Annotated in this window: 12 protein-coding genes and 2 pseudogenes; 10 read left to right on the top strand and 4 right to left on the bottom strand. The window is 65.4% G+C overall.

Features of this window, described 5'->3' with window-relative positions; translation table 11 throughout:
• Positions 1-469 precede the first annotated feature (469 nt).
• The 3 genes and pseudogenes from NM2_RS46140 to NM2_RS46150 all read left to right on the top strand — a co-directional run bounded on the left by NM2_RS46140 (position 470) and on the right by NM2_RS46150 (position 3,191).
• On the top strand, positions 470-1,342 hold the full coding sequence (locus NM2_RS46140) for a slipin family protein (RefSeq protein ID WP_067683935.1): 873 nt from the start codon (positions 470-472) through the stop codon (positions 1,340-1,342).
• Between the two features lie 264 nt (positions 1,343-1,606).
• A pseudogene (locus NM2_RS46145) lies at positions 1,607-2,022 on the top strand (fatty acid desaturase family protein); the annotation flags it as partial.
• Positions 2,023-2,654: 632 nt separating this feature from the next.
• Positions 2,655-3,191, top strand: coding sequence for a hypothetical protein (locus tag NM2_RS46150; RefSeq protein WP_067683952.1), 537 nt, complete (start codon positions 2,655-2,657; stop codon positions 3,189-3,191).
• 117 nt (positions 3,192-3,308) lie between these two features.
• Here the strand turns inward: NM2_RS46150 and NM2_RS46155 are convergent, their stop codons facing one another.
• On the bottom strand, positions 3,309-4,268 hold the full coding sequence (locus tag NM2_RS46155) for a lysophospholipid acyltransferase family protein (protein ID WP_245718578.1): 960 nt from the start codon (positions 4,266-4,268) through the stop codon (positions 3,309-3,311).
• A gap of 1,004 nt (positions 4,269-5,272) precedes the next feature.
• Here NM2_RS46155 and NM2_RS46160 point away from each other — a divergent pair.
• From NM2_RS46160 to NM2_RS46170, 4 genes and pseudogenes are all read left to right on the top strand, one after another.
• Positions 5,273-5,794, top strand: a pseudogene (locus tag NM2_RS46160) (TetR/AcrR family transcriptional regulator C-terminal domain-containing protein); the annotation flags it as partial.
• Between the two features lie 159 nt (positions 5,795-5,953).
• Positions 5,954-6,115 carry a hypothetical protein gene (locus NM2_RS50020; RefSeq protein ID WP_157122054.1) on the top strand — a complete coding sequence of 54 codons (162 nt, stop codon included), beginning with the start codon at positions 5,954-5,956 and terminating at the stop codon, positions 6,113-6,115.
• A gap of 1 nt (position 6,116) precedes the next feature.
• Positions 6,117-6,491 (top strand): hypothetical protein, encoded by a 375-nt coding sequence (locus tag NM2_RS53595; protein WP_067683954.1) that lies wholly within the window; start codon positions 6,117-6,119, stop codon positions 6,489-6,491.
• Positions 6,488-6,958 (top strand): DUF5994 family protein, encoded by a 471-nt coding sequence (locus NM2_RS46170; RefSeq protein WP_067683961.1) that lies wholly within the window; start codon positions 6,488-6,490, stop codon positions 6,956-6,958. The genes NM2_RS53595 and NM2_RS46170 overlap by 4 nt, the downstream gene beginning before the upstream one ends.
• A 406-nt stretch (positions 6,959-7,364) precedes the next feature.
• Here the strand turns inward: NM2_RS46170 and NM2_RS46175 are convergent, their stop codons facing one another.
• Together NM2_RS46175 and NM2_RS46180 are read right to left on the bottom strand one after the other, a co-directional pair.
• On the bottom strand, positions 7,365-7,907 hold the full coding sequence (locus NM2_RS46175) for a hypothetical protein (protein ID WP_157122057.1): 543 nt from the start codon (positions 7,905-7,907) through the stop codon (positions 7,365-7,367).
• A gap of 225 nt (positions 7,908-8,132) precedes the next feature.
• Positions 8,133-8,624 (bottom strand): DUF5994 family protein, encoded by a 492-nt coding sequence (locus tag NM2_RS46180; protein ID WP_157122060.1) that lies wholly within the window; start codon positions 8,622-8,624, stop codon positions 8,133-8,135.
• A gap of 266 nt (positions 8,625-8,890) precedes the next feature.
• Here NM2_RS46180 and NM2_RS50565 point away from each other — a divergent pair, with 266 nt between their 5' ends.
• Both NM2_RS50565 and NM2_RS46185 read left to right on the top strand, forming a co-directional pair.
• Positions 8,891-9,037: a DUF6307 family protein gene (locus NM2_RS50565; RefSeq protein WP_169816374.1), complete on the top strand. Its 147-nt coding sequence runs from the start codon at positions 8,891-8,893 to the stop codon at positions 9,035-9,037.
• A 622-nt stretch (positions 9,038-9,659) separates the two neighbouring features.
• Positions 9,660-10,187 (top strand): DUF5994 family protein, encoded by a 528-nt coding sequence (locus NM2_RS46185; RefSeq protein WP_067683965.1) that lies wholly within the window; start codon positions 9,660-9,662, stop codon positions 10,185-10,187.
• 199 nt (positions 10,188-10,386) lie between these two features.
• Here the strand turns inward: NM2_RS46185 and NM2_RS46190 are convergent, their stop codons facing one another.
• Entirely contained in the window at positions 10,387-11,154 is a 768-nt protein-coding gene (locus NM2_RS46190; RefSeq protein WP_084532400.1) for a TetR/AcrR family transcriptional regulator C-terminal domain-containing protein, read from the bottom strand.
• A gap of 114 nt (positions 11,155-11,268) precedes the next feature.
• Here NM2_RS46190 and NM2_RS46195 point away from each other — a divergent pair, with 114 nt between their 5' ends.
• The gene (locus NM2_RS46195; RefSeq protein WP_067683966.1) at positions 11,269-11,706 is read left to right on the top strand and encodes a DUF5994 family protein; all 438 of its coding nucleotides are present in this window, start codon (positions 11,269-11,271) and stop codon (positions 11,704-11,706) included.
• Positions 11,707-11,811 lie beyond the last annotated feature (105 nt).

An 11,811-nucleotide genomic window follows, 5' to 3' on the forward strand; every position in this document is an offset into this window, starting at 1 on the left:
CAGAACACACCAGCACACCGCAGGAGGAATGCAGACTCACTTCCATGAGACCGCGATCAGCTCGCTGCCAGCTGCAGGCACTGTATCCGCGTGGCCGAACCGCCGTCGCCACCGCCACCAACGCTCTGGTGCGCGCCGATCCCGCCGGGTCTATCCACCGGACAGTCCCATCCCCCGCCCACGCGTCGGGTGAAACGCGCCGTACGCCGACAACGCCTGCAACTGGCCGGGTTGTGTCCGGCTCGAACGAGGCGCTCCGCGTGTTCCCGGTCAGGTCCCCGTGGTAGCCGAAGTGCCCACTGCCGGGAGCCATTGGCCTCTGGGAAGGCGATACACCCCGAGCGCATTCTGAGATCGACGAGCCGAAACGCGGCGTCTCGGATGTCACGGAACAGCTGTGCGCTCGCGTCGTCGGCTGCCGTTCTTCACGTCGACGGCCACTGCACGATCGCAGTCGTGAGGAGAAGCCGTGAGCATCGTGGTTGTTGTTCTCGTCGTGGTCGTGGTGCTGCTGATCGTGGCGGCGCTGTCCATCCGGGTGGTACTGCAGTATCAGAAGGGCGTGTTGTTCCGGCTCGGACGGGTGGTCGGGGTCCGAGAACCGGGCTTGAACTTCATCATTCCGATCATCGACCAGCTTCGGAAGGTGTCGGTGCGCATCGTCACCATGCCGATCCAGTCGCAGGGCATCATCACCCGTGACAACGTCAGCGTCGATATCTCCGCGGTCGCGTACTTCCGGGTCATCGACGCCGAGAAATCGGTTGTCGCGATCGAAAACGTGTACTCGGCGATCGATCAGATCGCTCAGACCACGTTGCGCAAGGTCGTCGGCCAGCACACTCTCGACCAAGCGTTGGCCGAGACCGGCGTCATCAACGCCGACATCCGCAAGAGCCTGGACATCACCGCCCTGGAATGGGGTGTCGAAGTCACCCTGGTCGAACTCAAGGACATCCAGTTGCCCGAGAGCATGAAGCGGGCGATGGCCCGCCAAGCCGAAGCCGAACGGGAGAAGCGCGCGAAAATCATTGCCGCCGAGGGGGAATCGCTGGCCGCCGCAGCGCTCGGCGATGCCTCGGACACCATGATGGCCCACCCGCTGGCCCTGCAACTACGCAATCTGCAAACACTGATCGAACTCGGCGTCGACAAGAACACCACCGTCGTGTTCCCGGCGCCACTGATGAGCGCGATCGGCGAGATCGGTACCTTTTGCGCCCGCGAAACCGCCGCGACTGCAGCATCATCGCCCGTACCGCCACCACAGTCGGCGCCCCCGCCCGCAACGATCCCCGGCAGCGCCGCCGAACCCACCACCTACCGGACCTCACCTGTGTGAGCTGTTCGACCGAATATGCGATGTGTCCGAATGCCACATCGCAATTCGATTTCCGGTGATCGTCGCCACCCGCTGCCGAGGGGCAGGGGCCACATGGCTCGCGTGTTGATGCCTCGAAGCATCGGATGGACGTTATCGGATCGCCTATGGTGGGGTGGCTTGCTGTTGTTCTCGATCAAGCGGTCGGGGACTCCGATTTCCATCGGTCGACCTCGAAGGACTCAGCATGGCGATCACCGAGATCAGGCGATACGCACATCTCGAGAGAAATTCACCCCCGCGGTCATCGACAACGAGACCAAACCCGAGTGGTACCTGCGGCAGATACTCGGCACCGCGAACTTCGACGCCGGTCCGATCCTGGCATTCCTGAGCGGAAATCTGTGCTACCAGATCGAGCACCATTTGTTCCCCGATCTGCCCAGTAACCGGTACTCCGAGATCGCCGTCCGGGTGCGGGCACTGTGCGCGAAGTACGACCTGCCCTATACCACCGGTCCGCTGACCCGCCAATACCTGCTGACCTTGCGTACCATCCACAAACTCGCGCTCCCGGACCGCTTCCTGACCGCCACCAGCGACGACGCACCCGAGACCGCGTCCGAACAACGCTTCGGCCCACCCACCATCGCCGGACTGAACCAGACTGTCGCGCGGGGCGCGGATTGCGCACAGCGCTGACGGAATTGCCCTTCCCGCAGCCCAGCACCGGGAGGGATCCCGCACTGGGCCAGGAAAACGACGGATATGCCATAACCGACTGGAAGAATCCGCTCAATTGGTTCCGGCTCCGCCTTCGGAATCCCAACGCCGCGCTGCGGCTTCTGTTCGGAGTGTTCCTTCCGCCCTCGCGCATCGATCGAGAAATCGGGAGTCGGACCGAGGATCTGCAGAGCGTCGGTGATCGACTCGCTGGCCAGGGTGATCGCAGGTCAAAAACAGCTCCAGCGTTTTCCCAGGTCACATGTCGCAGGTTCGTGCCCATCGAGGGGTCACCCGCACCTGACGCTCGACCAGGCAAAACACCGATGCGGCGGTCACCAGAACCATGAGCCCCCGATCCACACGCGACTCGACCTGGATTCCGACACCGGAACGAACCGTCGAAGGATCTTGCCGACCGTCCGCAATCCGGATTTCAACTTTAGCCCGACCTCCTTCGACCGGTAGCCGCTGTGGCCGTTGGGAGTGTGCTGACCAGACGCCCACACCCACGCGGTGGTCAGGTTCTGTCCACGCCGGTGTCGGGTTGCCGTGCCGCAGCGTCGCCGCGCCGAGGCGTGTTAGCCACGTTCCGATCGCTCTCGGCCTGTTGCCGAACTTCGCGCGCCTCGCGACGAAGCGACGCGGCCACGCTGCGATCCAGGCGCGCCGCACCGAAGGCAACCAGAGCTCGCGCTCGCTCGATCGCCTCCCAGGCGCTCTGCCTGACAGTGTCCATACCCCGGGGGCCACCGCACAGCTGCTCCTGCCAGGTATCGAGCCGCTCATCTCGGGTGTCTGCTGCCGCTTCACGCCGGTCCGCGGCCTGCTCGCGGGCGTCTGCTACCGCTTCACGCCGGTCCGCGATCTGCTCGCGGGCGTCTGCTACCGCTTCACGCCGGTCCGCGATCTGCTCGCGGGCGTCTGCTGTCACCTCACGCTGGCCGGCGATCTTGTCCCGTGCATCCGCGGCCTCCTCACGCTGTTCGAATACTCGTTCACGATCCCGCAACCGTTCTGCCCGCTGCGCGAACCCCGTCTCATCCGCCGGACCCGGCTCCGGTCCGCCGGCATCTGCTGCCACACCGTCGCGGTGGCACTGCTCAGCTCCCATACTCCGATGATTACCACCTTCCGCAGCACATGAACAGGGGCTACTACCCCGAACCAGACAGCCACCCACGGCCCGGATGTCAGGGCTGCTACCCACGTTCGGACACCTGACCCGATTCCTGGCCGAGCCTGCCTCGGTGCAGCAACACCATCAGCTGACGGAGCCGGTGAAGGGGTTGCGGCGCGTGGTGAGCCGCCGGTACAGCGTCTGCTGGATGGTTTCGCGAACCTGATTGGCGACCTCGAACCGGGTCGACGGATCATCGGCGGCTTCGGGCTGGTAAGTGCCGGTGGTGATGGGTTCGCCGAATTCGATATACCACTTCGACGGCAACGGGATACCGCCCAAAAGGCCCAGGTGCGGGAACAGCGGCGTGACCGGGAAGTACGGCAGCCCGAGCAGCCGGGCCAGCGGCTTCAGGTCCGCGACCATGGGATAGATCTCCTCCGACCCGACGATCGAGCACGGGACGATCGGCACCCCCGTCCGCACAGCCGCCGAGGCGAACCCGCCGCGCCCGAAGCGTTGCAGCTTGTATCGCTCACTGTAGGGCTTGCCGACACCCTTGAAGCCCTCGGGGAACACGCCCACCAGTTCGCCCGAGCGCAACAGCCGCTCGGCGTTGGCGCGGCAGGCCCGGGTGTGGCCGGCCTTACGGGCCAGCCCGCCCATGATCGGCGTCTCGAACACGAGGTCGGCGGCCAGCAAACGCAGCGCACGCTGCTTGGGGTGCCGATCGTGCACGGCCAACTGCACCATCAGCCCGTCCAGCGCCACCACACCGGCATGGTTGGCCACAATCAACGCAGCCTCGGATTCGGGAAGGTTCTCGATGCCGTCGACCTGCACCCGAAACCACAGCTCCGCCAGCGGCCGCAGTACTGGAAGCAGGACGGATTCGAGCAGATGCTCGTCGAGACCGAACTCATCGACCTGATAGTCCCCGGTGAGGCGACGGCGGGCGAAGTCGGCTGTGCCGCGGATCGTGCCTCGTGCCAGCGTGCCGAGCGTCTGCGGCTGCCGGGGCATCGCGTCGGCCAGCCGTTCGGTCAGCGACGCCACTGGACTCAGCGCCGCCCACCCCGGCCACTGCTCGTGCAGCCGGATCACACGGTCACATCATTCATCGATGTGCCCCGCTCCGACACCGGCCCCTCGACTCTACGGTGTCGGTACACCGTGGATCGACGACGGGCCGGTGACAACTCGACTCCCCGGCAGATTCGTCGAATGCCTGAACTGCCGGTGGTGAGCTTCCCTGATCGCATGCCGTGAACCACCATTCGATTCGTTCCGAGCAACCGAGGAGCGTGAAGCCCACAAGCGCGACGAACGGTTCGAGGGAATCCCGGTCGGGCGTGGAGCGCGCTTCTCAGGTGAACTCTGGGGGCGGACGCGATGTCCGGCGGGTCGCTGGTGCACGCGCATCGCTGTCGTCGTTTCGGGCTGGACAGCTGTGTACCGACCCGATCATGACGATCCCTGGGATCTGTTGACGCTCTCAGTACACTCTGAGCGAACCCTGATGTCAACACCGTAGGTCTACGAGAATAGAGGGAATATCGGGCCAGCGACGAGAACTCGGACACGCAGGCCGCTAGCACAAATACATCGCGGACCGGCGCCTCCTGGCCGAATCACCCGCTCTGGTCGGCATCCGAGTTACCACGTCAGCAACAGCATTTCTCTGCGGAAGACGGCGAGGAACAAAGACGAGCGGTGCCACTCGAGAGGCGACGACTAAACGACGAGGTGCCATCCAGTCAGCGCCCGAGGGCTCGGTTTCCCGGCTCGGTGCCCCTCGTGCGGCGACCGACGCGGCAGTGGAGCGGCCATCCGGCCGGTCTGTTCGTACAGATCGGTGTGCTGATCGACGGCGTCGAACACACCCCCGCCATTCACCGGCGAACTCGCAAATACACCACGACCACCGCACCGCGCTCACCGTCGACGCGCACCCGACGGGCTGGTGTCACACCTGCGCGTAGGCTCGAAGTATTCGGCGACACCACGTGCGCTGACCAGCAGAGATCACGCCGTCCCCGAATGCTACGATCGGCCCTCCGGGCAGCGGCAGGAGCGTCCATGACGCCTCGAGTAATGAACGCACGTTCAAGGCCGCAGTGCTCGATGGCGTGGCCGAAGTTGTGTCGGCGCAGTTGTCGGTCGATGCCACCGACCCGGACTGGAGAGCCCAATTGCGGGCGGTAGCAAGGGATTTTCGACGGCCGGCGTTGGCGCATCCGCTGGTGGTGCCGCTGTTGGTGACCCGGCCGTTGGCGACGCCGCTGGGGTTGCGGTCGCAGGCGGTGCTGCGGCCACTGGAGGACATTCTGGCGCTGCTGACGCGTGCCGGGTTCTCCGGTGCGGAGGCATTGCATGTGTACCGGGCGTTGTTCGGGTTCCTGTTCGGGCATGCTCTCAACGAGTTGCAGGAGATCGTGGAGAACCCCGACGAAACCGACGACCTGCTACGTCTCGGGTTGTACCGGCTGCCCATCGGGGAGTTCCCGCTGCTGCGCGAGCTGGCCCCGGTGCTGGCGGGCTACGACGGTGTCGCCGAACTCGAGCGGGGGCTCGACATCCTGCTCACCGGCCTGGCCGAGAACGCGCCCGAGGGTGACGCGTTCCCATAGCGATGACCTCGGAGGATACCTGTCTACAGCGTAATTCTACGACGTAGACATGCTGGGTGACCGAAGCTAGGCTGGGGTGATAACCGGTGCGTGCGTCGAACGGTCGGCCGATCCGGCTACCGTGGCTGAATCGCACATCCGGGGACGGGATCTTTTCCGATGACCGAGAACAAGATCACGCATCGAATCTGGACCACCAAGGAAGACCTGGAGAGGCGCTTGCGCGATGTCGCCGCCCGACGCCCCACAGAAGGGCGTGCGGGAAGCCATGGCCCCTTCGACTGGCTGGAGCACAATCTGAGGGGCGTGTTCAAGCGCTGACGTGGCGATTACACAGGTCGCTGTCTACGCGCATCCGAGCGCGGCCGACATCGAGGCGCTGGGCCGTGATCTCGACGAAATCCGCCAGGACATCGAGGATCAGCTCGGGACGCGGGATGCGAACTACATCCGTCGCACGATCGCGTTCCAGCGAGCCCTGGACGCCACGGCCCGGCTGACGATCGCAGTCAGCCGCGGCAGGTTGGCTGTTTCCGGCGCCGAGTGGTCGACGTTGGCGGCGTACGTTGACGGCGAACGAAAGTTCCACGGCCACAATACGATCCATGCCGATGAAGCAGACCGATCACCCCAGCGGCGCGGACTGCGCGCAGCGCTACACGTGGTGGCAGCCACCAGACGGGAGCATCGATCATGACCTCACAGCAGCCCCGATACGCTCTGGACAATTCCGGGCCACCCGCACATTCGCTGCGGCTACTGATCGACACCCAACCACCGCACACCGGATGGGTCGACGGTGCGTGGTGGCCGCACAGCCATGACCTCACCACCGAGTTGCCGGTGCTGCTCACGGCGCTGGCGGCCCGGCTCGGCCTGGTACACCGCGTGATCTACCACCTCGGCGATTGGGATGAGGCACCGGCCAGATTCATCACCGGCGCAAGCTGGGTACGGCTCGGCGGATTCCACCGCAAGCCGCGACACACCCTCGACGTTGTCGGTCTCACCGGCGCCAGGATCGCGCTACTGATCATCCCGCCGCGCACCGCCGTCGACTCCGCCCGCGTCACGATGACGACCGCAGCCGCCCGAGGCAACACATCGACCGTCACCGACCTGCTCAGGGCCGGACACAACGCCTCGGGTGACATTCCGACATGACCGGTGAACCTGTGCCGGCAGCGCCAGGAGTAGCAGATGCCCACGATAAAGTCACGCTCGAATGCCAGCACACCTCGCCGTGCTCCGGGCCGAAATCTCCCCGGGCGCGTACTGTCGAGGGAACGAGACCACCGAGGTCTCGCAGCCAAAGCCTTGGAGAACAGGGACAAGAAGCGTAAGTAGACGTATTCCTGTCCGGCATCGGAGCTCAGCCATCCTGGGCTCGGCTCCGATGCGGGAAGATTGACGTCGTGCCGAGTCGATGAACGGATCCTGCCCGAGGGCTCGTCACGGCCCGGACCGAGCCAACCGGTACGCGGCGGCGGCAATCGCGCAGGCAGCGCGGCAGGGCGTTGTCCACACGCCGATGAGGTCAATGCCTCGATCGCGTCGGGGCGGATCGTTCTCACGGTTTCGACCAGCGCCCGTGTGCGGACTGTCGGGTGATGTGCGCGGCGCGGCCGATATCGGCCCACGAGGCTCCGCCCGCGCGGGCCCGACGCACAGCTTCAATGCGTCGGTGTTCAGCTTCGGCGATTTCGCCGGTGATTATCTCGATATATCGGAGTGCTTGGAACGGGCGGATATGGGCGTACCAGTCCTGCATGGCAGCATCTCCGAATTCGCCGGAGTCCTCGGCAAATCCGTGACCGTCGTTGAAACAGTAGTGGGTATCGGCATCATCGGCTACGCGTGTCCGGGTCCAGACCGGGCCCCGCCAGTGGATGTGCCCGCCTTCCGCTGCGCACACCACCTGCCAGCCGGTTATGTCGTCTTCGGCGCGAAAATGCTCACGGTCAACGATGAGTGAACCATCCGGGGTGTGGGTGACCGGGATGCCTTCGCTGCTGTATCCACCGCCGCCATAGCCGTCTGCGAACAGCTGCATGACCCATCCCTCATGCTGTCCATCTTCGATGCTTCTACCCATACCTGCCTTCGAATCCATTACCTGAATTTCCTGACAGCCTATCGGCCGTCAGGCAATCCTGACATCCCTCCGGGAGTGGTTTCTCCACAATCATCCGCACAGCGCGCGGAAGCACTCCTTTTCGCTCCGTTACCGCCGTGCCGCCACCGACCTTGAACTGTCTCCGCTCGGCGGCAGCGCGGGCTGTGAGCAGTTGCGTCGTTCTGGTCGGCGGGCAGGACGACGCAGAACTGGCCCGACCGATTACCCCGATGCATGACCCGAATTTCTTGCGCGGCGGCCCCGCCGCGCCGCCGACCGGGCCCTGAGCCACGCGGCGGCGTCAGATCCCTCGCCGCATTCGGACCCCCAATGCTGCTGCGCGGCAGTCATATCGGCGTCGACGATCGGGGTGATGATCCGAAGGGACAGGGTGGCGCCGATGTTGCCTCCGATCACATCGACCGTGCGCGCGGGCCGGTGCCGGTAGCCGTCGAGCCGGACCCGCCGCCCAGCGCTGTCCAGTTCCCTTGGCGCCGAAGACCATTCGTCGAGATTATAGATAACGCGACGGATCGGGCCGAGGCCGGGCCGCAACACCGAGAGCAGATCCGTCAGCTCCGCGACGAGATCACGGCTGTGCGGCCACCAGGCCCCGTCGACATTTCCGGTGCCGCCGGCATCGAGTTCGAGCCGCAGACCGCGGGATGGCGACGCGCGCCGACCAACGTTTGTCACATGCGGTTGTGGCGTCATGATCGACAACTCCTGTCGCGGCCGTTGCGGTCCGCCATGGCGATTCGGATCGGGGCCCGGTGCTTGTCCGGGGCGTCGCGCAGACGATTGCTCGGCGCTGCTGGACCGGATAATCGCCTACGATGTAACTCTACGCCGTAGACACCGTTGTGACCGCAGGATACGCTGGGGAGGACGTAGCCATCCCTCCACGTCAGCCGCAACGACAGCGCCGACCATGGTGAAGAGTCGAGATCGGAAGAACCATTACCGAGAGGATCATGAAAATGGCGACGAAGACGCCCTACGAGCGCCGAGTCGCTCGCATCCGAGATGCGGTGCGGAAGTACTCGGAACTCGACGACGCCGCCGCGACCGCGCTCGCGGTCCAGGTACTGAATGCCCTCGATACGATCCCCGAGAAGATTCGCTGACGAGGATTCCGCGCGCCGCACCTGCGCCTGCGGGCCCTGCGGCTGAACCACTCGACTTCCCAAGCCGGAAGCCAGGATTCGACGGTGCCCAGGTGCCGTAGCGGCTCGCCCGGTGTGAGTCTTCGGCAAATGCCGCCTCGCGCCCAGGATCTCCGCGCGGGCTGCCGGGCCTGCTGCTGGGTGGAGATCAAGGCGAGTGTCGCTTCGGCGGTTTGGTTCTCGTTGCTGCCGGTCGGTTCCAACCCGCGGAACAACCGTTGCGGCCGGGGTTCCCTGGTTCCCTCCCCATCGACAGGGGTGCCGGAGACGTGATCACGGCTGACTCGACCTCGAGCAGCCAACGCGATACCGCCAATCCGTCGGCCTGGGTGCACCCCTTGCAAGGAAGCGCACCGGCCACGAGCAACGCCTCGGCCACCGCTGTCTACGGCGTAGTATGACGTTGTAGGCAAGAGGGCATGCCGACGACGGGAACACCGTCGCACCGGGTTTGCCCGATCTGTCGAATGGTCAAGTGCGGCAACGCGATCCCGCCACCGGGAGGTCTGGTCGCCGCTTGGGACATCTCGTTGCCGGACCGCCCGGAACCGGTCGGGCCCCTGACCGAAAAAGGAGCGCCCCGATGACGTTGCAAACAACCCGAACCGGAACGGATCGATACGCGACATCTGCTGATCGGCCGCGGCTGCGTATCGCGCACGAGAAGCGGCACTCCGCCGTCGTCGACGGCGCATGGTGGCCCCAGGGCGGTGATCTGGTCACCGAACTCACCGAGCTGCTCCCGGTGCTCATCGCCCGCCTCGGCCCGATCCATCGGGTGATCTACCACCTCGACGAATGGGCTGCTGCGCCGGGCAAAGCCACTATCGGGGATCGGCGGATAAGCCTCGATGGATACCGGCACATGCCGACCGGGACCGTTGAGATTCGTCCGCTCGACGGTGCCCCGCTCACCTTGCTGGTCGTCCCGCCGGGTACGGGCGCCGAGTCGGCCGATGCCCTCATGTCGGCCGCCGCTGATCCCGGCAAAACCGCGACAGTCGTCGACCTGCTGGCCGGTCTCACGTCCGCCGCCGCCGAAAGAGGTGGCGCAGAAATAGGTGGCGCAGAACAACGATGGGAGTCCGAAGGCGGTTCCGGCGGTTACTGAAGAGTGGCCCCGCCCCGACCGGACACGTCAGGTGCAGGCGGCAGCGTTCCATCTCTGTTGGGCGGCTGGCTGTTCGGTTCGGTGTTACGCGCCAACGGCCCGATCGCCGACCGGTCGACGCGCTAGACCGGTTGGGCTCAACACCACATTGCCGCACCCGCGCCGCAACCCGGTGCCCATAATCTCGCCGGGCGCCCGGTCACTGCCCAGCGGGCGCATCCTCGGGCCCGGGCAGCACGGCATCGCCCGAGCCAGGACCGGAGGCATCACCCGGCCCGCGCAACGTCGCGGCGAGACCGGTCAGCAGAATGTCGAGCCCACGCTCGAGTTCCGCCGCTCCATCGTAGCTCGCGAGCACCGACGCCAAATTCCGCACTCTCGGAAACTCCCCGATCGGCAACCGATACAACCCAAGCCGCAGCAGATCGTCGGTCTCCTCCGGGTGTTCCACAAGTTCCTGCAGCTCGTTGAGCACATGCCCGTACAAGAACCCGAACAACGCCCGGTAGATATGCAACGCGTCGACCTCGGTATACCCGACCCGCATAAGCAACGCCAGCATGTCCTCCAGCAGACGCACCACCGTCGGCGGACGCTGCCCCAACGGCGTCGCCAGCGGCCGCGTCACCAGCAACGGCACCACCCGTGGATGCGTCAACGCCACCCGCCGGAACTCCCGGGCCACCCGGCGTACCTCGGCGACCCAGTCCGGCGCGGCGGCATCAACCGACAATTCCGTGAACACGACCTCGGCGACACCATCGATCACCGCGGCCTTGTTCGGCACATGCCGATAGACCACCATCGGATCGCGGCCCACGGCCTCGGCCAGCCGCCGCATCGACAACCCCTCTACGCCGTCGCGATCCACAATCTCCAGCGCTGCGCTCAACACCACCGCCCGAGTTAGCGGACCGTCGCCGCGCCCAGCCCTGACCTTGTTTCGACTACTCGGCGATTCAGCCATCACGCACGAACTCCATCCCTCGGAACATCTACAGACTACGATGTACGTCAACAATGTTGACATACAGTGTGTCGCGGCGTCTACTGGAGGTAGTCGACCCAAGGGAGCACCACGATGGCGCCACTCGACATCCGCCGCCGGACCACACGGCACCGCGGCCCACCCGAAAACACGCCGCGATTGCGGCTCGAGCCCGAAAGCGACGCATACATCGACGGCGCCTGGTGGCCCCGGTCCGGTGAACTCACCACCGAACTACCGGGCCTGCTGACATTCCTGGAATTTCGGATGGGCCCCGTCCGCCGCGTCGTCTACGACCGGGAAAGCTGGACATCCGCACCCCCTACCTTGACCGTCGACCACCACGAGGTCCAACTCGATGCCTACCCGTTCGCGGCAGGCAACACGATGTACGTCTTCGGCAGCGACGACAACATGCTCGTGCTGCAGGTCGTCCGCTCGACCACCGACTACTACAGCGCGCGTTCCACCCGCGTCGCCGCCGCGCTACGACGGGCACGTCGGCCCCTCGACCAGGAAGCAAGATCATGATTCATGGCAACACGCCCACGCACCGCCCGATCACGAACCACCTCGTTATGGGCAGGAGCACCGGCCCACCCAGAAGTCACACGCAACCGTTCGGCGCTCCCACCC

Origin of the sequence: Nocardia miyunensis NBRC 108239 (assembly GCF_001613065.1) — a bacterium.
In the GTDB taxonomy this organism is placed as follows: Bacteria; Actinomycetota; Actinomycetes; order Mycobacteriales; family Mycobacteriaceae; genus Nocardia; species Nocardia miyunensis.